20 protein-coding genes are annotated in these 21,144 nt (G+C 71.3%); 9 read left to right on the top strand and 11 right to left on the bottom strand.

Annotated features, from left to right (window positions below; translation table 11 throughout):
• Positions 1–126: 126 nt before the first annotated feature.
• Positions 127–1,470: a UDP-glucose dehydrogenase family protein gene (locus ACIHEI_RS15580; protein ID WP_392954625.1), complete on the top strand. Its 1,344-nt coding sequence runs from the start codon at positions 127–129 to the stop codon at positions 1,468–1,470.
• A gap of 28 nt (positions 1,471–1,498) precedes the next feature.
• Positions 1,499–1,906 (top strand): CoA-binding protein, encoded by a 408-nt coding sequence (locus ACIHEI_RS15575; RefSeq protein ID WP_387867107.1) that lies wholly within the window; start codon positions 1,499–1,501, stop codon positions 1,904–1,906.
• 7 nt (positions 1,907–1,913) lie between these two features.
• On the opposite strand, the gene ACIHEI_RS15570 is transcribed toward ACIHEI_RS15575, so the two are convergent.
• The 3 genes from ACIHEI_RS15570 to purE are packed head-to-tail and all read right to left on the bottom strand — an operon-like array spanning position 1,914 to position 4,522.
• Positions 1,914–2,741: a MerR family transcriptional regulator gene (locus ACIHEI_RS15570; protein WP_396606942.1), complete on the bottom strand. Its 828-nt coding sequence runs from the start codon at positions 2,739–2,741 to the stop codon at positions 1,914–1,916.
• Positions 2,742–2,788: 47 nt separating this feature from the next.
• Positions 2,789–3,982: a dipeptidase gene (locus tag ACIHEI_RS15565; protein WP_396606941.1), complete on the bottom strand. Its 1,194-nt coding sequence runs from the start codon at positions 3,980–3,982 to the stop codon at positions 2,789–2,791.
• A gap of 12 nt (positions 3,983–3,994) precedes the next feature.
• Positions 3,995–4,522, bottom strand: a complete 528-nt coding sequence (gene purE / locus ACIHEI_RS15560) for a 5-(carboxyamino)imidazole ribonucleotide mutase (RefSeq protein WP_392954631.1) — start codon at positions 4,520–4,522, stop codon at positions 3,995–3,997.
• A gap of 88 nt (positions 4,523–4,610) precedes the next feature.
• Here purE and ACIHEI_RS15555 point away from each other — a divergent pair, with 88 nt between their 5' ends.
• Positions 4,611–5,834, top strand: coding sequence for an RNA-guided endonuclease InsQ/TnpB family protein (locus tag ACIHEI_RS15555; protein WP_396606940.1), 1,224 nt, complete (start codon positions 4,611–4,613; stop codon positions 5,832–5,834).
• 28 nt (positions 5,835–5,862) lie between these two features.
• Here the strand turns inward: ACIHEI_RS15555 and ACIHEI_RS15550 are convergent, their stop codons facing one another.
• Positions 5,863–7,020, bottom strand: coding sequence for a 5-(carboxyamino)imidazole ribonucleotide synthase (locus ACIHEI_RS15550; protein WP_396606939.1), 1,158 nt, complete (start codon positions 7,018–7,020; stop codon positions 5,863–5,865).
• Positions 7,021–7,184: 164 nt separating this feature from the next.
• Here ACIHEI_RS15550 and ACIHEI_RS15545 point away from each other — a divergent pair, with 164 nt between their 5' ends.
• Positions 7,185–7,709: a GtrA family protein gene (locus tag ACIHEI_RS15545; protein WP_392954637.1), complete on the top strand. Its 525-nt coding sequence runs from the start codon at positions 7,185–7,187 to the stop codon at positions 7,707–7,709.
• Positions 7,710–7,716: 7 nt separating this feature from the next.
• Here ACIHEI_RS15545 and ACIHEI_RS15540 read toward each other — a convergent pair whose 3' ends face one another.
• On the bottom strand, positions 7,717–8,955 hold the full coding sequence (locus ACIHEI_RS15540) for an ATP-binding protein (RefSeq protein ID WP_387644867.1): 1,239 nt from the start codon (positions 8,953–8,955) through the stop codon (positions 7,717–7,719).
• Between the two features lie 13 nt (positions 8,956–8,968).
• Positions 8,969–9,643 carry a response regulator transcription factor gene (locus ACIHEI_RS15535; protein WP_014136090.1) on the bottom strand — a complete coding sequence of 225 codons (675 nt, stop codon included), beginning with the start codon at positions 9,641–9,643 and terminating at the stop codon, positions 8,969–8,971.
• Between the two features lie 317 nt (positions 9,644–9,960).
• Between ACIHEI_RS15535 and ACIHEI_RS15530 the strand changes: the two genes are divergently transcribed.
• A complete protein-coding gene (locus ACIHEI_RS15530; protein WP_396606938.1) occupies positions 9,961–11,469 on the top strand; it encodes a peptide MFS transporter in 1,509 nt (502 codons plus the stop codon).
• A gap of 99 nt (positions 11,470–11,568) precedes the next feature.
• Positions 11,569–11,940, top strand: coding sequence for a hypothetical protein (locus ACIHEI_RS15525; protein ID WP_387644862.1), 372 nt, complete (start codon positions 11,569–11,571; stop codon positions 11,938–11,940).
• Between the two features lie 47 nt (positions 11,941–11,987).
• Here the strand turns inward: ACIHEI_RS15525 and hutI are convergent, their stop codons facing one another.
• From hutI to ACIHEI_RS15500, 5 genes are all read right to left on the bottom strand, one after another.
• Entirely contained in the window at positions 11,988–13,154 is a 1,167-nt protein-coding gene (hutI, locus tag ACIHEI_RS15520) for an imidazolonepropionase (RefSeq protein WP_396606937.1), read from the bottom strand.
• 121 nt (positions 13,155–13,275) lie between these two features.
• Positions 13,276–14,628 (bottom strand): formimidoylglutamate deiminase, encoded by a 1,353-nt coding sequence (locus tag ACIHEI_RS15515; protein ID WP_396606936.1) that lies wholly within the window; start codon positions 14,626–14,628, stop codon positions 13,276–13,278.
• Complete coding sequence (locus ACIHEI_RS15510; protein ID WP_392954755.1) at positions 14,613–15,800, bottom strand: allantoate amidohydrolase; 1,188 nt, start codon at positions 15,798–15,800, stop codon at positions 14,613–14,615. The genes ACIHEI_RS15515 and ACIHEI_RS15510 overlap by 16 nt, the downstream gene beginning before the upstream one ends.
• 17 nt (positions 15,801–15,817) lie before the next feature.
• Positions 15,818–17,485, bottom strand: coding sequence for a urocanate hydratase (gene hutU, locus ACIHEI_RS15505; protein ID WP_396606935.1), 1,668 nt, complete (start codon positions 17,483–17,485; stop codon positions 15,818–15,820).
• 105 nt (positions 17,486–17,590) lie between these two features.
• The gene (locus ACIHEI_RS15500) at positions 17,591–17,935 is read right to left on the bottom strand and encodes an SHOCT domain-containing protein (RefSeq protein ID WP_392954650.1); all 345 of its coding nucleotides are present in this window, start codon (positions 17,933–17,935) and stop codon (positions 17,591–17,593) included.
• A 337-nt stretch (positions 17,936–18,272) separates the two neighbouring features.
• Between ACIHEI_RS15500 and ACIHEI_RS15495 the strand changes: the two genes are divergently transcribed.
• The 3 genes from ACIHEI_RS15495 to ACIHEI_RS15485 are packed head-to-tail and all read left to right on the top strand — an operon-like array spanning position 18,273 to position 21,144.
• Positions 18,273–18,941 carry a hypothetical protein gene (locus tag ACIHEI_RS15495; protein ID WP_396606934.1) on the top strand — a complete coding sequence of 223 codons (669 nt, stop codon included), beginning with the start codon at positions 18,273–18,275 and terminating at the stop codon, positions 18,939–18,941.
• Between the two features lie 41 nt (positions 18,942–18,982).
• Positions 18,983–20,551, top strand: a complete 1,569-nt coding sequence (locus ACIHEI_RS15490; protein ID WP_396606933.1) for an N-6 DNA methylase — start codon at positions 18,983–18,985, stop codon at positions 20,549–20,551.
• A complete protein-coding gene (locus tag ACIHEI_RS15485) occupies positions 20,548–21,144 on the top strand; it encodes a restriction endonuclease subunit S (protein ID WP_396606932.1) in 597 nt (198 codons plus the stop codon). The genes ACIHEI_RS15490 and ACIHEI_RS15485 overlap by 4 nt, the downstream gene beginning before the upstream one ends.

The raw sequence follows: 21,144 nt of genomic DNA, 5'->3' as shown, positions 1-21,144 counted from the left end.
CTTCCGTACAGACTTTCGGGGGGAAACCGTGAAATCGGCGGATCCCGCAGGTGGTAGCGGTACCGATACCATCTGTGCGTGCGGCCGTCGCACTGCCTGGAACGGCCCGAACGGAAGGGAACGCCCGTGGCTCCGCGCATCACGGTGATCGGTACCGGCTACCTGGGCGCCACGCATGCCGCGTGCATGGCCGAGCTCGGTTTCGAGGTCCTCGGGCTGGACATCGACCGGGAGAAGCTGGCGTCGCTGGCCGCGGGCCGGGTGCCGATGTTCGAGCCCGGGCTGTCGGAACTGCTGCTGAAGCACGTGGAGGGCCACGAGGGCTCGACCGGGCGGCTGCGGTTCACCGACTCCTGGGAAGAGGTCGCGGCCTTCGGCGACGTGCACTTCATCTGCGTCAACACGCCGCAGCGCAAGGGCGAGTTCGCGGCCGACATGAGCTACGTGAACGCCGCGGTCGACTCGCTCGCCCCGCACCTGGACCGGCCGGCCCTGGTGGTCGGCAAGTCCACCGTGCCGGTGGGCTCGGCGAACCGGCTGGCGGAGCGGCTGGCCGCGCTGGCCCCGGCCGGCGAGCAGGTCGAGCTGGCCTGGAACCCGGAGTTCCTGCGCGAGGGCTACGCCGTCGGCGACACCCTGCACCCGGACCGCCTGGTGGTGGGCGTGCGCGGCGAGCGCGCCGAGCAGCTGCTGCGCGAGGTGTACGCGGGCCCGATCGCGGACGGCGTGCCGTTCGTGGTGACCGACTTCGCGACCGCGGAGCTGGTGAAGGCCGCCGCGAACTCCTTCCTGGCCACCAAGATCTCGTTCATAAACGCGATGGCCGAGGTCTGCGAGAGCGCCGGCGCCGACGTGGTGCAGCTGTCCAAGGCGCTCTCCTACGACGCGCGGATCGGCGGCAAGTTCCTGAACGCCGGGCTGGGCTTCGGCGGCGGCTGCCTGCCCAAGGACATCCGGGCGTTCATGGCCCGGGCCGGGGAGCTGGGCGCCGACCAGGCGCTGACCTTCCTGCGCGAGGTCGACTCGATCAACATGCGGCGCCGCTCCCGGATGGTGGAGCTGGCCCGCGAGCAGTGCGGCGGCGGCTTCCTGGGCCGCCGGGTGGCGGTGCTGGGCGCGGCGTTCAAGCCGAACTCGGACGACATCCGGGACTCGCCGGCCCTGAACGTGGCCGGCCAGATCCAGCTCCAGGGCGCCCAGGTGACGGTCTACGACCCGAAGGCCATGGACAACGCCCGCAAGATGTTCCCCAGCCTGTCGTACGCGGCGTCCGCGCTGGAGGCCGTCCAGGGTGCGCACGTGGTGCTGCACCTCACCGAGTGGCAGGAGTTCCGCGAGCTGGACCCGGCCGAGGTCGGCGCCCTGGTCGCCGAGCGCCGCCTGCTGGACGGCCGCAACGTGCTGGACGGCGACGCCTGGCGGGCCGCCGGCTGGACGTACCGGGCGATGGGCCGGCCGTTCGCGGAATGACCGCGCGGGGCGGCGGGTTCTCACCGGCATGAGCTACGGAGACGACGCCACCGTCCGGAAGATCCTCACCTCCAGCGGCGACACCTGGGCGGTGGTCGGCCTGTCCACCAACACCGCGCGCGCCGCGTACGGGGTGGCGCAGGTGCTGCGGCGGGCCGGCAAGCGGGTCGTGCCGGTGCACCCGAAGGCCGAGACGGTGCTCGGCGAGCAGGGCTACGCCTCGCTCGCCGAGATCCCGTTCCCGGTCGACGTGGTGGACGTGTTCGTCAACTCCGAGCTGGCCGGCGAGGTCGCCGACCAGGCGGTGGCGAAGGGCGCCAAGGCCGTCTGGTTCCAGCTCGGGGTGGTCGACGAGGCCGCCTACGGCCGTACCCGGGCCGCCGGGCTGGACATGGTGATGAACCGCTGCCCGGCGATCGAGCTGCCCCGGCTGTGACGCCGGGTCAGACCGCCCGGACGGGGAAGGCGATGTCGCAGACCGGCTCGTCCGGGGCGGCGGCCGTGAAGTCGGTGAAGTAGACCTCCCGGCCCGGCCCGGTCCGCTCGGTGTCCGCCGACTCGATCCACCCGCACACCGCGTCGTAGGCGGTGAGGATCTGCGGGAAGTCCACCTGTGCCTTGGTGATCCGGGTGTACGCCTCACGGTGCGCGGGCTCGACCCGGTGCGGGACGGTGACCTCGCCGGCCCGGGCCGGGTCGATCGGCACGCAGACCTCGACCGGGCCGTCGGCGTCCTCGTTGACCTCCCCGTGGTAGATCACGAACGGAGCGGCGACCGTGCCGCCGAGCCCCTCGGCCGCCTTCGTCAGCCTGCTGGTGGCGCCGCCGATGAACTCGTCCAGCTCCTCCGGCCGGGCCCGGCGCTGCTCGGTGAGCACCAGCTGGTCCGGCACCTCGCGCTGTTCGATCCGGTACATCTCGTCGATTCCTTCCAGTCCGCTGAGTTGGATGCGGAGGTGTTCGGCCAGCGCCCGCTGCGAAGCGGTGCGCCGTTCGACGGCCGCCCAGTACGCGGCGACCCGCCCGGCCGCCTCGGCGCTCGGCAGGGCGAGCACCTCGGCGACCGTGGCGAGCGGCATGTCCAGGCCGCGCAGCCGGACGATCAGCCGCGCGGTGCGCAGCCGGCCGGCCCGGTAGTACCGGTAGCCGGTGACCGGGTCGACCACGTCCGGCGGGAGCAGGCCCTGCCGGTCGTACAGCCGCAGCGCCTTCGGCGACAGCAGGCCCCGGCGGGCGAACTCACCCGTGCTGAGCAGCCGTTCTTCCTCCACGCCGGTCAGCGTCGGGCCTGCCCCAGGGGCAGGGTCAAGCCGGTCGTTCATGCGCCGTCCAGCTGCTCCCGGGTGGCGATCGACGGCCCGCGCTCGGACCGCAGGCGGCGGGCCACCGTCTCGGCCTCGCGCAGCGTCCGGACGGCGTTGTGCCAGGTGAGCTTGGCGAGGTCGGCCTCGGACCAGCTGCGGCGCAGGAGTTCGGCGATCAGCACCGGGTAGCCGGCCACGTCGTCCAGGCCGGACGGCAGGAACGGGGTGCCGTCGAAGTCGCCGCCGATGCCGATGTGGTCGATGCCCGCCACCTCGCGCATGTGGTCGAGGTGGTCGGCCACGTCGGCGGCGGTGGCGATCGGGCGCGGGCGCTCGGCCGCGAAGGCCTGCTGCACGGCCATCGCCTCCGGGGAGTTGTCGAACGGGCTGAACCCGTTCGCGGTCATGTTGGCGTCGGCGGCGTACGTCCACTCGATGGCGTCGGCCAGCACGAACATCGGCACGAAGGTGGCCATCGCGACGCCGCCGTTGCCGGGCAGCGCGGCGAGCACGTCGTCGGGGATGTTGCGCGGGTGGTCGCAGATCGCGCGGGAGGAGGAGTGCGAGAAGACCACCGGGGCCTCGGAGACCCGCAGCGCGTCGCGCATGGTGTCGGCGGAGACGTGCGAGAGGTCGACCAGCATGCCGAGCCGGTTCATCTCCCGGACGACCTCCTCGCCGAACTTGGTGAGGCCGCCGTGCACCGGCTCGTCGGTGGCGGAGTCCGCCCACGGCACGTTGGAGTTGTGGGTGAGCGTCAGGTACCGCACACCGAGCTCGTACAGCGCCCGCAGGGTGGCCAGCGAGGAGTTGACGGAGTGTCCGCCCTCGGCGCCCATCAGCGAGGCGATCAGGCCCGCCTCGCGGGCGCTCTCCAGGTCGTCGGCGGTCAGCGCGAGCCGCAGGTGCTCGGGGTACCGCTCGGTCATCGTCCGGACGAAGTCGATCTGCTCCAGCGTCGCGCTGACCGCGCTGTCGCCGGACAGCTCGGCGGGCACGAACACCGACCAGAACTGGGCACCGACCCCGCCCGCCCGCAGGCGGCCGAAGTCGGTGTGCAGCCGGTGGCTCTGATCGGCCGTCAGGTCGATGGCGTCGAGGTCGTAGCCGACCTGGGCGCGCATCGCCCACGGCAGGTCGTTGTGGCCGTCCACCACGGGGGTGGTGCGGAGGACGGCCCTTGCACGGTCGATCAGTTCGGGAGTCATCCCCCCGTTCTACTACTTGCCGAAGCCGAAGGACTCGTTCCCCGCGACCTTGGCCCGAAGCTTGCGCCCCTTCTCGGTCGCCTGGCTGTTCAGCTCGGCCTGGAACTCGACCATCTTCTCCGCCAGTTCGGCGTCGAACGCGGCCAGCATCCGCACCGCGAGCAGGCCCGCGTTGCGCGCCCCCGCCACCGAGACCGTCGCCACCGGCACGCCGGCCGGCATCTGCACGATCGACAGCAGGCTGTCCATCCCGTCCAGGTACCGCAGCGGCACCGGCACCCCGATCACCGGCAGCGGCGTCACCGACGCCAGCATCCCCGGCAGGTGCGCCGCGCCGCCGGCCCCGGCGATGATCGCCTTCAGCCCGCGCCCGTGCGCCTGCTCCCCGTACGCGACCATCTCGCGCGGCATCCGGTGCGCGGACACCACGTCCACCTCGTACGGCACCTCGAACTCGTCGAGCGCCTGCGCGGCGGCCTCCATCACGGGCCAGTCGGAGTCGGAGCCCATCACGATGCCGACAAGGGGGGACTGAGTCATGACAATCCTTTCATGGATGCCCCGGTTTCGGCCGGGAGCAAAGTCGCCATCCGACGCAGTGTCAGTGGCAGGTTCTAGCGTGTGGGCTGTGAGTGCCGTTCACGTCAAGCGGGCCTTCAGGTTCCGCTTCCGCCCGACCGATGCGCAGGCGGCCGAGCTGTTGCGCACGTTCGGATGCGTGCGCCTCGTCTACAACCGGGCGCTGGCGGCCCGTTCCGAGGCCTGGACGGCACGCGGCGAGCGGGTGGGCTACGGCGCGACGTCGGCGATGCTGACGGCGTGGAAACGGACCGAGGAGCTGTCGTTCCTCGCCGAGGTCTCCTCCGTGCCCTTGCAGCAGGCCCTGCGGCACTTGCAGACAGCGTTCACCAACTTCTGGCAGAGGCGGGCGAAACACCCCCGATTCAAATCGAAGAAGCGATCCCGTGACAGCGCCGAGTACACCCGCTCCGCATTCCGCTACCGGGACGGACTGCTGACACTGGCAAAGATGGCCGAACCGCTCGACATCGTCTGGTCGCGGCCACTGCCCGGGGGCGCCACCCCGTCCACGGTGACCGTCTCGCGGGACGCGGCGGGACGGTGGTTCGTGTCGATGCTGTGCGACGACCCGGGCATCCGGCCACTGCCCGTGCTGGACTCGGCTGTGGGGCTCGATGTCGGCGTCACTTCCCTGGTGACGCTCTCCACCGGCGAGAAGATCCCCAACCCGAAGCACGAACGTGCCGACCGGGAACGCCTGGCCAGGGCCCAGCGAGCCCTCGCGCGCAAAGCTCAGGGATCGGCGAACTGGGAGAAGGCCCGGCGCAAGGTCGCCCGCGTCCACGCGCGAATCGCCGACCGGCGCCGGGACCACCTGCACAAGCTCACCACTCGGCTCGTCCGCGAGAACCAAGCGGTCGTGATCGAGGACCTGACGGTCCGCAGTCTGCTCAGGAACCGGAAGCTGTCCCGCGCTGTCGCGGACTGTTCCTGGAGCGAGTTGCGGGCCATATTGACGTACAAGTGCGTCTGGTACGGCCGTGAGCTGATCACCGTCGACCGGTGGTTCCCCAGCTCCAAGCTGTGCGGCGCGTGCGGAACCATCCGCGACACCATGCCCCTGACCGTCCGCGACTGGGAGTGCGGCTGCGGCGCGGTCCACGACCGGGACATCAACGCGGCACGCAACATCCTGGCCGCCGGGCTGGCGGCAGCAGCCTGTGGAGACGGCGTAAGACCTCAACGGAGCACTCCGGGCGGGCAGTCGTCGATGAAGCAGGAAGTCGTCCCACCGCCGCGCTCACGCGCGGCGGCTCGGTCGCGAGGCTGAGGGACCCCCTCCGAGGAGGAGGGGAAGGTCAATCGGTGATCGTTCCTCGCAGGTAGGCGGCCGCGTGGCGGGCGCGCTCGCGGACGTCTTCGAGGTCGTCCCCGAAGACGTTGACGTGGCCGACCTTGCGGCCGGGCTTCACGTCCTTTCCGTACATGTGGATCTTGAGGCCGGGGTCGCGGGCCATGCAGTGCAGGAAGGCGTGGTACATGTCGGGGTAGTCGCCGCCGAGGACGTTGACCATGACGGTCCACTTGGCGCGGGGGCGGGGGTCTCCGAGGGGGAGGTCGAGGACGGCCCGGAGGTGGTTCTCGAACTGGGAGGTGACGGCGCCGTCCTGGGTCCAGTGGCCGGAGTTGTGCGGGCGCATGGCGAGTTCGTTGACCAGGATGCGGCCGTCGCGGGTCTGGAAGAGTTCGACCGCGAGGTGGCCGGTGATGTCGAGTTCGCCGGCGATCCGGAGGGCGAGCTGCTGGGCCTCGTCGGAGAGCGCCGGGTCCAGGCCGGGTGCGGGGGCGGTGACTTCGGCGCAGATGCCGTTCTCCTGCACCGACTCGACCACTGGGTAGGCGACGGCCTGGCCGCTGGGCGAGCGCACCACGTTGGCGGCGAGTTCGCGGACGAAGTCGACCTTCTCCTCGGCGAGCACGGGCACGCCGGCCAGGAACGGGGCCGCGGCCTCGGCCTCGTCCTTGACGACCCAGACGCCCTTGCCGTCGTAGCCGCCGCGCACGGTCTTCAGGACGACGGGGTAGCCCACGCCCTCCGCGGCGAACGCGGTGACGTCGGCCGGGTCGGCGACGATCCGGTGCCGGGGGCAGGGGACGCCGATGGAGTCGAGCTTGGCCCGCATGACGCCCTTGTCCTGGGCGTTGACCAGCGCGTCCGGCCCGGGGCGGACGGCGACGCCCTCGGCCTGCAGGGCACGCAGGTGCTCGGTGGGCACGTGCTCGTGGTCGAAGGTGATGACGTCGCAGTCGGCGGCGAAGGCCCGCAGCACGTCGAGGTCGCGGTAGTCGCCGAGCACGGTGGTACCGACCACCTGCGCGGCCGACTCCTGGGGGGTGTCGGCGAGGAGTTTGAAGCGGATGCCCAGCGGTATACCCGCCTGGTGCATCATGCGGGCGAGCTGCCCGCCGCCGATGACTCCGACCACTGGAAAGTTCGCATTGCCCGCTACAGTCACGCGCTCCAGGATATCTGGGCCGGTCAAAGCCCCAACACCGGCGTGCGGGTGGGGCGTACGCACCGGGCGTGGTACGGAGCACTCGGAAGGGGCGGGTAGCCTGGTGGGCCGGATCGACGACACCACTACTTATCCGATCATGTGAAGCATACGGAGCCGCCCGGATGACGAGCACCACAGAATCGCGTCCTTCGTTGTCCCAGCGACTGCGCGGTCTGTCGCTGGAGGCGGTCGGCTTCGCCGTGATCGGCGGCGTCGGTTTCCTGGTGAACCTGGTGGTCTTCACCGCCTGTCTCCAGGCCAGCGGCCTGATCTACTCGGCGGCCGGTGTGATCTCCGGCGCGGTGGCGATCGGCACCAACTATCTGGGCTATCGCTTCTGGCTCTACAAGGACCGCGACGCCGCCTCCCGCAAGCGGGAGATCACGCTGTTCCTGCTGTTCAGCGGCATCGGCCTGCTGATCGAGAACGGCATCCTGGCATTCTCGGTGCACGTGCTCGGCTTCCAGTCGCACTTCAGCCAGGTGATCGCGAAGAACGTGCTCGGCCTGGCCGCGGGCACCGTGTTCCGCTTCGTCTCCTACCGCACCTGGGTGTTCAAGGCGATGCCGGAGCTGGAGGACCCCGAGGTGGTGCAGGAGGCCGAGCTGCTGCTGGCCGCCGAGGACAGCCGCTCGCTGGCCAACTGACCTCGTGTCACTCGCCCGCGTAGGCGAGGAACAGTGCGAACACCGGCGGCCGCAGCGACAGCAGTTCGAGGCGGCCGCCGTCGGCTTCCGCGAGGTCGCGGGCGACGGCCAGTCCGATCCCGGTGGAGTTGCGGCCGCTGACGGCCCGTTCGAAGACCCGGTTGCCGAGTTCCCTGGGGACGCCCGGCCCCTCGTCCTGCACCTCGGCGACCACCGAGCTGCCGGAGCGGCGGGCCCGCAGGGTGATGGTGCCGGCACCGTGCATCAGCGAGTTCTCGATCAGGGTGGCCAGCACCTGGGAGACGGTGCCGGGGGTGCCGATCACCTCGACGTCACGCAGGCCCTCGACGACCAGCCGGCGTCCGCTGTCGCGCAGCGTCGGGGCCCACTCCTCGACCTGCTGCTTGATGACCTCGTCCAGGCAGAAGCTCACCGCGGTGGGGCTGTTGGGGTCGCGCTGGTTGGTGAGCAGCCGCTGCACCACGTCGGTGAGCCGTTCGACCTGCTGGAGGCCGATGGTGGCCTCCTCGCGGACGGTGTCCGGGTCCTCGGCGAGCGCGGTGATCTCCTCCAGCCGCATGGAGAGCGCGGTGAGCGGGGTGCGCAGCTGGTGGGAGGCGTCGGCGGCGAGCCGGCGTTCGGCGGTGAGCATCCGCGCGATGCGTTCCGCGCTGGTGTCCAGCACCTCGGCGATCCGGTCGAGTTCGGGCACGCCGTAGCGGCGGCCCTGCGGCCGGGGGTCGCCGGAGCCGAGCCGTTCGGCGGTCTCGGCGAGGTCGGTGAGCGGGCGGGCCAGCCGCTTGGCCTGCCAGACGGCGAGCGCCACGGCGGCCTGCACGGCCAGCAGCGCGACCACGCCGAGCAGCAGCAGCATGTTGCCGATCTCGTGGTCGAGCGCGGCGCGGGACTGCGCGACGGTGACGGTCTCACCGCTGGCCCCGGACTCGGTGGCGGTCAGCGCCGGCCCCTCGACCGGGCGGCCGAGGACGATCTGCGGCTGTCCGGGGATGTCCACGGTGACGTAGAAGTTCTCGGTCACCACGGCGGCGAACTTCTCACCGGTGACCGGCTCGTTGGCGACGAGCCGGCTCTCCACCAGACCGAGCACCCGGACCGACACCGCGTCCACCCGGTCGTTGGCGGCGTTGGTGATGGACTGCTTCTCGATCAGGGCCAGCGGCACGCAGAACACCGCGACCACCACCAGGACGACGCCCAGCAGTGAGTTGATCATCCTGCGCTTCACGCCGGGTGGACCTTCAGTTCTTCTCGAAACGGAAGCCGACGCCGCGCACGGTGGCGATGTAGCGCGGGTTGGCGGCGTCGTCGCCGAGCTTCTTGCGCAGCCAGGAGATGTGCATGTCCAGGGTCTTGGTGGAGGTCCACCAGGTGGTGTCCCAGACCTGGCGCATGATCTCCTCGCGGGTGACCACTCGTCCGGCGTCCCGCACCAGCACCCGCAGCAGCTCGAACTCCTTGGCGGAGAGGGTGAGTTCCTCCTCGCCGAGCCAGGCGCGGTGCGACTCGATGTCGATCTTCACGCCGTGCGCGCCGGTGGTGAGCTGGTCGACGTTGCCGCGCCGGAGCAGGGCGCGGACCCGGGCGAGCAGTTCGGCCAGCCGGAACGGCTTGGTGACGTAGTCGTCGGCGCCGGCGTCCAGGCCGACGACGGTGTCCACCTCGTCCGCGCGGGCGGTGAGCACCAGGACCGGGAAGCTCTTGCCGTCGGCACGCAGCCGCCGGCACACCTCCAGGCCGTCCATCTCGGGAAGCCCGAGGTCCAGCACGATCAGGTCGACGTCCTCGCTGAGGCCGGCGCCCAGGGCGGCCGGTCCGTCCTCGCGGACGAGCACCTCGTAGCCCTCGCGGCGCAGGGCGCGGGCCAGCGGTTCGGAGATTGCCGGGTCGTCCTCGGCCAGCAGCACACAGGTCATAGGGGCGATGGTAGACCGCTCGGGCACGCCTGATCAGGGGGTCTTCGGGGGTTGTGACGCGCCCTACTTGACCGCTGTGAACACTGTCACAGGGCGTGATCGATTTGCGTTTGCGGGCATCTTCCGCAACAACTGCGCTTACATGGACATTCTTCGCACGAGCCTTGTCATCGCAGGCAATTCTCCTGCCTGAGCATCGAAAGGCGCAGTGCAATGACACTCCGCTTTACCTTCTGAATACCATTCACGCTCCGCAGTCAACCGAACTCGCGACTTACAGTGGTGGAGAACCCGAGCAAGACAGGCAAGGAAACAGCATGGCTTCGAGCACCCTGGAGTCAGAGGTAGGGACCTCCCCCGGTAACGGACGGACCTTCCTCGGCCACCCCCGCGGCCTCGCCACCCTCTTCATGACGGAGACGTGGGAGCGCTTCAGCTTCTACGGCATGCGCGCTCTGCTGGTGGTCTACATGTCCGCCAAGGCGGCCGACGGCGGCCTGGAGATGCAGGTCGCCACCGCCACCGCGGTCTACTCCGTGTACAACGCGATGGTCTACCTGCTCGCGCTGCCCGGCGGCTGGATCGCCGACCGGCTGCTCGGCGCCAGGCGCACCGTCGCCCTCGGCGGCGCGATCATCATGGTCGGCCACTTCCTGCTCGCCGTGCCCGCCTCGGCGTCGTTCTTCGCCGGCCTGGTCTTCATCGCGGTCGGCTCCGGCCTGCTGAAGGCCAACATCTCGACCATGGTCGGCCACCTCTACGACGGGCCCAACGACCCGCGCCGGGACGGCGGCTTCACGATCTTCTACATGGGCATCAACCTCGGTGCCTTCCTCGCGCCGCTGGCCATCGGCACCGTCGGCCAGAAGATCAACTGGCACCTGGGCTTCGCGATGGCCGGCGTCGGCATGGCCCTCGGCCTGATCCAGTACCTGCTGGGCACCCGCCACCTCAGCCCGCGCTCCAACGTGGTCAGCGCCCCGATCACCCCCGACGAGCGCCGCAACGTGCTGCGCAAGGCCGGCCTGTGGCTGGCCGCCGCCGCGGTGTTCTACGGCGTGGTCGTCGGCACCGGCAACTTCAGCGTCGCCTGGGCGATCTGGCCGCTCTCGCTGGCCGGCATCGCCGTCCCCGTCCTGGTCTTCAGCCGGATCCGCCGCGACCCCGACCTGACCGGCCAGGAGCGCTCGCGGATGAGCGGCTACCTGTGGTTCTTCGCCGCCGCCGCGGTGTTCTGGATGATCTACGACCAGTCCGGTTCGACGCTCAGCGTGTTCGCCGACCGCAACACCGCCGGCAGCCTGTTCGGCTTCTCGTTCCCGTCCAGCTGGTTCCAGTCGCTGAACCCGCTGTACATCATGGCGCTCGCCCCGGTGTTCGCCTGGCTGTGGAACGCCGCCGCCCGCCGCAACCGCAACCCCTCCACCACCTCCAAGTTCGCCTTCGGCCTGCTGATGATCGGCGTGTCGTTCCTGGTGATGATGCTGGCGATGGCGGCGGCCGGCGGCGGCGCCAAGGTCACCCCGCTGTGGCTGGCCATGGTCTACCTGATCCAGACCACCGGCGAGCTCACCCTCTCCCCCGTCGGCCTGTCCGTCACCACCAAGCTGGCGCCCGCCAAGTACGCCAGCCAGATGATGGGCATCTGGTTCCTCGCGGTCACCGCCGGCGACTGCGTGGCCGCCGTGGCCCAGCTGGCGCTGGGCGACAGCGTGGTCGGCTCCACCTGGTACTTCGCCGCCCAGGGCCTGCTGGCCATCGCCGCCGGCGTCGGCCTGTTCGCCGCCCGCGGCCGGGTCGGCAAGCTGATGGGCGACGTTCGCTAGGCCTGTCCGGCCGATCGCTGTCGGATCGCCCCCCAGCCCTTGGGAGCTGGGGGGCGATTCGGTGTTCCGCCCGCGGCGGCGGAACCCTACGATGCGCAGATGTGCTTCCGTCGAATCAGTTCGAGCCGGCACTTCGTCTGCCTGGCCTGCCGGGCCTCCTGCAAGAAGAGGTCGGAGCCTCGGCGAGTGCACCACTGCCCGCGGTGCCGGGGCGAGCTGATCGACGCAGGCCACGACCTCGCCGTGCCGGCCCGCCGCGACACCGCCGGCTGGCGCGCGCTCACCGCGCTGCTGAACGCCGGAGTCACCTTCCACTCGTCCTGCTGCGACGGCCCCGGCTGGCGGCCCCGTACCCCTCGCGAGGTCAGGACGCGGCTGGCGGCCTCGGCCGGCACCGGGATCCCCGCGTCCACGGCACTCACCACCCTGGACCTGGACGAGCCGGCGGCGAAGAAGCGTCCCCGCCGCTGACACCCGGCGACCCGCCTCGCGGCGGCCACCGCCCTTGGAGCCGCCGGCTAAACCTTCCGGACCCCGCCCTGCCAGACGGCGGCGGTCAACGGGACGCCCGGACGGTACGCAAGGTGCACGTGCGACGGCGCGTCCAGCAGCAGCAGGTCCGCCCGGGCACCCGGGGAGACCCGGCCCACGTCGGTGCGGCGCAGCGCCAGCGCCCCGCCCGCGGTGGCGGCGTGCACCGCCTCGTCGGGGGTCATGCCCATCTCGCGCACCGCGACGGCCAGGCAGAACGGCATCGAGCTGGTGAAGCTGGAGCCCGGGTTGCAGTCCGTGGACAGCGCGACCCGCACCCCGGCGTCCAGCAGCCGCCGGGCGTCCGGGTAGGGCGCCCGGGTGGAGAACTCCGCGCCCGGCAGCAGGGTGGCCACCGTGTCGCCGTCGGCCAGCGCCGCCACGTCCTGGTCGGTCAGGTGCGTGCAGTGGTCGGCGGACGCCGCGCCCAGCTCCACCGCGAGCTGCACGCCCGGGCCGAAGCTCAGCTGGTTGGCGTGGATCCGCGGCCGCAGCCCCTTCGCCATCCCCGCCGTCAGCACCGCCCGCGCCTGGTCGCCGTCGAACGCCCCGCGCTCGCAGAACACGTCCACCCACCGCGCGAACGGGGCGCACGCCTCCAGCATCTCCCCCGTCACCAGCTCGACGTACCCCGCCGGGTCCTCCGCGAACTCGGGGCCCACCACGTGCGCCCCGAGGTACGTCGTCTCCTGCGTGTGCCCCGCCGCGATCCGGAGCGACCGCGCCTCGTCGACGGTGCTCAGCCCGTACCCCGACTTCACCTCCACCGTCGTGGTGCCCTGCCGCAACATCTCCGACAGGTAGCGGGTCAGGTTCGCGTTCAGCTCGGCATCGGACGCGGCCCTGGTCGCCGCCACCGTGGTCCGGATCCCCCCGGCCGAGTACGGACGGCCCGACATCCGCGCGTTGAACTCCGCGGTGCGGTCCCCGGCGAACACCAGGTGCGAGTGACTGTCCACGAACCCGGGCAGCAACGCCCGCCCGGCGGCGTCGAAGCTCTCGTCCGCGGCGGGGGCATCGCCGGTCCGACCCACCCACACCACCCGATCGCCCTCGATGACCACGGCGGCGTCGGCCAGCAGCCCGAGCGGCCTGTCCCCGAGCTCCGGGTCGTTGGTCACCAGTGAACCGATGTTGTTGATCAGCAGACTCATGAAGGTCGTTGTCCTCAAGTGGTGTTCCGGCCCCACTCAACCCCCGCGCCCCGTCAGGGGCGCGGGGAACTGCGCGAGGCGGAAGGTGAACGTCGGTGAGGTCGCGCCTCAGGGGGTTTCGTTACCGCAGTGCGTCCACAGCGTCGGCCAGCTCCCCGGCAACGTCCGGCACAAGCTGGTGCACCCCGTCCTTGACGATGTGCCGCCCGCCCACCACCAGGTGCCGCACGTCCGCCGCACTCGCCGCGAACACCGCGATCTCCGCACCCAGTTCCGGGGGCGCGCCCGCCGTCCGCACACTGTCCAGCGCGACCACGCAGAAGTCGGCCAGCGCGCCCGCCTCCAGCCGCCCGGCCTCGGACCAGCCCAGCGAGGCGTGCCCGTCCGCCGTGCCGGCCCGGAGCAGCGCGTTCGCCGTCCAGTGACCACGGGTCCGGGTGCGCAGCCGTTCGTCGAGTTCCAGCGCGCGGGCCTCTTCGAACGGGTCGATGACGGCGTGGCTGTCGGAGCCGAGGCTGATCGGGCAGCCCGCGGCGGCCAGCCGCTTGGCGGGGCCGATGCCGTCGGCGAGGTCCCGTTCGGTGGTGGGGCACATGCAGATGGTGGTGGTGCTGTCGGAGAGGAGGCGGATGTCCTCCTCGGTCAGGTGCGTCGCGTGGACGGCCGAGGTGCGCGGTCCGAGGACGCCGTGGTCGGCGAGCAGCCGGGTGGGGGTGACGCCGTGCGCGGCGAGGCAGGCGTCGTTCTCGGCGGTCTGTTCGGAGAGGTGGACGTGCAGCGGGGCCTTTCGCATCGCGGAGAAGTGCGCGACGGTGCCGAGCTGTTCGGCGGGGACGGCCCGCACGGAGTGCACCGCGGCGCCGATCCGGGCGTGTTCCGCGCCGGTCAGCGACGAGACCCGGGAAGCCCAGGCGTCGGCGTCGCCGTCGGAGAACCGGAGTTGGGTCTCGGTGGGTTCGGCGCCGAAGCCGGAGGACAGGTAGCAGGTGTCGAGCAGGGTGATCCGGATGCCGGCCCGTTGCGCGGCCTCGATCAGCGCCTCGCCCATCGCGTTCGGGTTGTCGTACCGGACGCCGCCGGGCGCGTGGTGCAGGTAGTGGAACTCGCCGACGGCGGTGATGCCGGCCAGCGCCATCTCGGCGTAGGTGGCGGTGGCGAGCGCCAGGTAGGTGTCGGGGTCGAGCGCGGAGGCGACCCGGTACATGGTGTCGCGCCAGGTCCAGAACGTCCCCGATCCGACCTGCACGCTGGACCGCAGTGCCCGGTGGAAGGCGTGCGAGTGCGCGTTCGCCTGCCCGGGCAGGGCGAGTCCGGCCAGCCGGACCGCCCCGGCGGGGCAGGGCCCGCTCTCGGGGGTGACCTTGGCGATCCGCCCGCCGGGGCCGACGGCGATCAGTACGTCGCGTCGGACCGCGTGGCCGTCGGCGTGCGGCAGCCAGGCGTGTTCGGCCCAGTACGTCACGACGGGCGGCATGCGAGGTCCTCCAGTACGTCGGCGAGGGCGGCGACGCCCGCGTGGCAGTCGGCCTGCTCGGCGTGTTCGGCCGGGGAGTGCGAGACGCCGGTGGGGTTCCGTACGAACAGCATGGCGGTCGGGACGGTGGACGCCAGGATTCCGGCGTCGTGTCCCGCTCCGGTGGGCAGCACGGGGGCGTGCAGCAGCCCGGCCAGGTGGTCGCGGAGCGGGCCGTCGAAGTCGACGACGGGGGTGAAGGATTCGCGGGTGAGGGTGACCCGGACGCCGTCGCGTTCGCCGCGTTCGACCGCCAACTTCTCGATGGCGTCGACGAGTTCACCGAGCGTCGCCTCGTCGGCTGCCCGCGAGTCGAGCCAGCCGCGGACGAGTGAGGCGATGGCGTTGGTGCCGTTGGGTTCGACGGCGACCTTGCCGAAGGTGGCGAGCGCCCCGGCGAGGCGGGCCTTCTTGCGGGCGCCGAGGACGGTGGTGGCGTAGGTGAGCATCGGGTCGCGGCGGTCGGCGAGCCGGGTGGTGCCGGCGTGGTTGGCCTCGCCGTGGAAGTCGAACCGCCAACGGCCGTGCGGCCAGATCGCGCTGGCCACGCCGACCGGCTGTTCGTCCGTCAGCCACCGGCCCTGTTCGATGTGGAGTTCGACGAACGCGCCGATCCGGCCGAGCAGTTCGGGGTCGGGGCCGATCTGCGCCGGGTCGTGGCCGGCCTTGAGCATCGCGTCGGGCAGCCACACTCCGTCGGCGTCGCGCAGCCGGTAGGCGGCGTCCCGGTCGAGGACGCCGGTGGCGAGCCGGCTGCCCACGCAGGCGACGCCGAACCGGGCGCCCTCCTCGTCGCCGAAGTTGGTGATCGCCAGCGGGCGGGTCAACTCGGTGCCGCGCGAGCGGAGTTCGTCGAGTGCGGCGAACGAGGAGATCACGCCGAGCGGGCCGTCGTAGGCGCCGCCGTCGGGGACGGAGTCCAGGTGCGAGCCGGTGACGACGGCGTTCCCGGCGGTCGGGTCGCCGAGCCAGGCCCACTGGTTGCCGTTGCGGTCCATCTCGTAGTGCAGGCCGCGGGCGCGGGCCTGCTCCTCGAACCAGGACCGGCATTCGGCGTCGGCGGAGTTCCAGGCGTACCGGCGGTAGCCGCCGGAGGAGGCGGAGCGGCCCACGGGGAGCAGCTCCGCCCACATCGCGTCGAAGCCCTCGGTCACAGCTCGGCCATCGGGACGCGGACGCCCCGCTCCTGAGCAACTTCCGAGGCCCGGTCGTAGCCGGCGTCCACGTGCCGGATGACGCCCATGCCGGGGTCGTTGGTGAGGACGCGGCGGATCTTCTCGCCGGCCAGCGCGGTGCCGTCGGCGACGGTGACCTGACCGGCGTGGATGGAGCGGCCGATGCCGACGCCGCCGCCGTGGTGGATGGACACCCAGGACGCGCCGGAGGCGACGTTGACCATGGCGTTGAGCAGCGGCCAGTCGGCGATCGCGTCGGAGCCGTCGAGCATCGCCTCGGTCTCCCGGTAGGGGGAGGCGACGGAGCCGCAGTCCAGGTGGTCGCGGCCGATCACGATCGGGGCGGACAGCTCGCCGGACGCCACCATGTCGTTGAACCGTTCGCCGGCCTTGTCGCGTTCGCCGTAGCCGAGCCAGCAGATCCGCGCGGGCAGGCCCTGGAAGTGCACCTTCTCCTGGGCCATCTTGATCCAGCGGTGCAGCGACTCGTTCTCCGGGAACAGGTCGAGGACGGCCTTGTCGGTCTTGTGGATGTCCTTCGGGTCGCCGGACAGCGCGGCCCAGCGGAACGGGCCCTTGCCCTCGCAGAACAGCGGCCGGATGTACGCGGGGACGAAGCCGGGGAACGCGAACGCCCGGTCGTAACCGGCGAGCTGGGCTTCGCCGCGGATCGAGTTGCCGTAGTCGAAGACCTCCGCGCCGCGGTCCTGGAAGCCGACCATGGCCTCCACGTGCCGGGCCATCGACTCGCGGGCACGCTGGGTGAACTCGGCGGGCTTCTCGGCCGCGTAGGTCGCCATGTCCTCGAAGTCGACGCCGGTCGGCAGGTAGGCCAGCGGGTCGTGGGCGCTGGTCTGGTCGGTGACGATGTCGATCGGGGCGTCCATCGCGAGCAGCTGCGGCAGCAGGTCGGCGGCGTTGCCGAGCAGGCCGATGGAGAGCGGCTGCCGCTTGTCGCGGGCCTCGGTGGCGAGCTGCAGCGCGTGGTCGAGGCTCGATGCCTCGACGTCGAGGTAGCGGTGCTCGATCCGGCGGGAGATCCGGGACGGGTCGCAGTCGATGCAGATCGCCACGCCGCCGTTCATGGTGACGGCGAGCGGCTGGGCGCCGCCCATGCCGCCGAGGCCGGCGGTGAGGGTGATGGTGCCTTCCAGCGTCCCGCCGAAGCGCTTGTTGGCGACGGCCGCGAAGGTCTCGTAGGTGCCCTGGAGGATGCCCTGGGTGCCGATGTAGATCCACGAACCGGCGGTCATCTGGCCGTACATGGTGAGGCCGAGCGACTCCAGGCGGCGGAACTCCTCCCAGTTCGCCCAGTCGCCGACCAGGTTGGAGTTGGCGATCAGCACCCGGGGCGCCCACTCGTGGGTCTGCATGACGCCGACCGGCCGGCCCGACTGGACCAGCATGGTCTCGTCCTGCTTGAGGCCCTGCAGGGTCTTCACCATGGCGTCGAAGGAACGCCAGTCGCGGGCGGCCTTTCCGGTGCCGCCGTAGACCACCAGCTTGGACGGGTGCTCGGCGACCTCCGGGTCGAGGTTGTTCATCAGCATCCGCAGGGCGGCTTCCTGCTGCCAGCCCTGCGTGCTCAGCCCGGTGCCCCGCGCCGCGCGAACCTCGCGCGGGCCGCTCGCCTGCTCTGCCATGGACCAGCCTCCTTGCGGATGGATTCATTCACGATCAAGCAGAGTGAATATATCCAAACAACATCGGGCTGACCAGAGTTTCGAGCGCCCGCGTCGGCACCCGTTTCAGCTCTTCCCCTGATCCCCCGGCTGATCCCCCGGCCCACTCGGCGGGCTGTTCTCGCCCCGCAGGGCCGCCAGCCGGTGCCGGTACTCCTCCACCTCGATCTCGCCCCTGGCCAGCCGTTCGGCCAACAGCCGCTCCGCCTCCGGGACCTGGCTCTGCGGCGGGCTCTGCGGCGGGCTCCCCCACTGCGGCCCGTCCGACCGCCCGCCCGTCCGCCGCGTCGAGGACGCCCGCCACAGCGCGGCCAGCACGACGATCACCAGCAGCCCGAACAGCATGAACGTGATCCCGGGCAGCACCCACGACCAACCGCCGTGGTGGTAGTACCCGTGGTGCCAATACATGACCATCACCCGCCACCGCACCCGAACGGTGCGCCGCTTCCAGTCTGCGCCTTCGGGTCGACGATTGCCGCCGCCACGAACAGGGGTTAACGGATTTGAGCGCACGGCAATGCGCTTGCAGCGCAGGGACGTACTGCCCTACAGTCGCGGTGAACTGATGGAGCGTCAGCCGCTGCGGGTCGCCACCACAGCGTCGGGCCGCCCACGGCCGAGCGCTGCCCGGACATGACAGTGCCCCGGGCGGCATGCTCAGCAGAGGCGGACCCGGGGCTTACCTGGCCAGGGTAGCAGCCGGCAACGGAGCCGCAACAGGAATCGGACCGGAGGAGACACGGACGTGACGGACGCACTGCCGGGCTGGATGTGCGAGGCGCTCTCGGAACAGCGGCTCGCACCCTACCGGGCGGCCGCCGAGCGGGACAAGGTCTCCGCACGACTGCTCTACTGGTGGAACGCCGAGGTCTCCGGCGCCTTCCTCGGGCCTCTGCACTGTCTGGAACTCACGCTGCGCAACGCGCTCCACGACCGGTTGACGACCGCTTTCGGTCGCGCCGACTGGTGGGCGGTCGCAGCGCTCGACGACCACGGCCGGAAGCTGGTCGAAGACGCCCGGCGCAAGCGCGAGCGCCGACGAGACCGCGTCCTCACCGCCGATGGTGTGATGGCCGAGCTCTCCTTCGGCTTCTGGGTCTCTCTGCTCAGTGCCGGCGACTGCTACGACCGACGCCTGTGGGTCCCGATCCTTCACCGCGCCTTTCCGCACTACTCCGGGCCGCGCCGAGAACTCCACCGGAACTTCGAGTCGATGCGGCTGTTCCGCAACCGGATCGGGCACCACGAACCGATCCACCACCGGCGGTTGGAGGCCGATCACGCGAAGATCTACGAGCTGCTCGAGTACCTCAGCCCGGCCATGGCGGCCGAGTCCCGGGCGATGGACCGGGTTCCCGAGATCCTGCGCATGCGCGCGCAGGCGTGCGCGGGCCGGCGCCCGCCCCGGTTCTGAACCGGCGACTCTGATCACCCTCTGAACGCCAAGGAGGCGACATGAACGCCGGTACCTGGAACGGCGAGCTGCTGTCCCGCTCGGAGATCGCCACCCGGGCCGGAGTCGAGCGCCCCGCAGTCACGAACTGGCAGCGCCGACACCCCGACTACCCCGAGCCGGTCCGGGTCGGGGACGAGGAACTGTTCCACGCCGGGGAGATCCACACGTGGCTCTCCCGCCGGGTCGTCCCCCGCAACGGCCTCCGGCCCGGTGAGACGCACGGCACCACGTACGGCGACCGGTTCGCCACCGTCCTCGGGCGCGCCCCGATCGACCCCGGCAAGGTCCGGCGGGTCGTGGACGAGCTGCTGGGCAAGGCCGGGGCCTCGCTCCTCGGCAGCGGATGGAACCCCGACCATCAGGCGCTGCTCCAGGAACTGCTGCTGCTGCGCACAAGGCCCACGGAGTGGCAGGACATCGCCCTGGAGTTTCCGCCGGCCGTCTCCACCGTCGCACGGAAGATCGCCGAAGCCGGCGGTGATCCGCACCGGCACCCTCTCCTGCGCGATCAAAGTTCCGGGATCGCGCTGGGCGAGGCGATCCGGATCATCGACCGGCTTTCGCCTCCGCAGGAGGTGGCCGCCGCCTACGACGCCCTGCTGGACGCCGCGGCCACCCGCCAGGGCCCTCGCGCCGCGGACATCCTCACTCCCCCTTCGGTACGCGCAGCGATGCTCGCCGTCCTCTCCCAAGGGGCTAGGCCTGGCAGCCTCTACGACCCCTACTGCCGATCCGGCGAACTACTGGTCGACGCAGCCCCGATGCTCGCGCCCGGCGCGACCGTCCGCGGCACGACCATGCGGGCCGATAACGCCAGGTCGAGCAGCCTCAACCTGGCCGTTCATTCGGTGCGGGCCACGGTGGACCTCCGGCCCGGGTTCCCCGAACCGGCCGCGCCTGGCCGGTACGACCTGGTGCTCGCGAATCCACCGTTCAGCATGAAGGCTCCTGCGTCCACCTACGTCACCGACCGCCGCTGGCCGTTCGGGCCGCCCCCCGCCCACAACCTCGATCTGGCATGGATCCAGCACGTGGTCCTGTCGCTCGCCGACGGCGGGCGGGGAGCCGTCGTCATGCCTCACGGCGCGGCCTTCCGCTCGGGTCGAGAGCGGGACATCAGGGCCGCGCTGGTGGAGTCCGGCGCGATCGAATGTCTCGTCTCGCTGCCGGGCGGGCTGTTCGCCGCCACCTCGATTCCGGTGATGATCTGGATCCTGCGCCCGCCACACCGGGCCGAACGGCGCGGCGTGCTGATGATCGACGCCACGGAGCTCGGCACGCGTACGCCCAGGGGCCGCCGCTTGGCCGCACCCGCCGTGACCGCCATCGCGGCGGCCTACCTCGCGTGGCACACCGACGGCGCGCTCAGCGAGATCAGCGCATGCCCCACCACCGACGAACTCCGCTCCGCCGACTACCAGTTGGTGCCGGCCAGGTATCTGGACCCCAGCCCCCGACAGCCGTCGGCCGAAGTCGATGAGATCCGGCAACGACTCAGCGACCTTGAGCACCGAGCCGCGCTGGCCGATCGAAGACTCACCGAAGCCCTGAAGGGATGGATGCGATGACCGGTCCGGCTTGGGTCCGCCTCGCAGATCTCGCCGAACTCCAGCCGGGATTCGCAAGACGGCAGACGCCGCACCCGGACGGGACGGTCGGCGGGATTCCGGTGCTGCGCCCGCCCGACGTCAACGGCGGCGAGCTCTCCGAGGAACCCGGCCTCCGTGTCCCCGACGCCGACGCGGCCGGGCTCGCCCGCTACCGGCTGGCGGCCGGCGACATCCTGTGCGTCCGGACCGGGCGCCCGGGTGCGTGCGCTGCGGTGACGCCGCATCAGGTCGACTGGCTGCACAGCGACACCCTGTTCCGGATCCGGCCCGGGTCCGGCGTCGATCCCACGTACCTGGCGCACTACCTGAGCAGTCCGGCAGCTCAGGACTGGATCCTGCGGCGGGTCCACCGCGGGAGCGGCATTCCGAGCATCACCAGCCGTGACCTTGCCGACCTCCCGGTTCCGCTCCCCGGGTTGGACGAACAACGGGAGGCCGCCGAAATCATGTCCGCCGTCACCGAGAAGATCGCAGCGCACCGGCGAATCGCCGAGACCGCGAGCGAACTCCGCACCGCGCTGGCACTTCGGCTCTTCTCCGCGCCGAAGTAG

Source organism: Kitasatospora sp. NPDC051984, assembly GCF_044593455.1.
Taxonomy (GTDB): Bacteria; Actinomycetota; Actinomycetes; order Streptomycetales; family Streptomycetaceae; genus Kitasatospora.
Note: the sequence above shows the minus strand (reverse complement) of the source record. Positions and strands in the feature narration are given on the sequence as shown.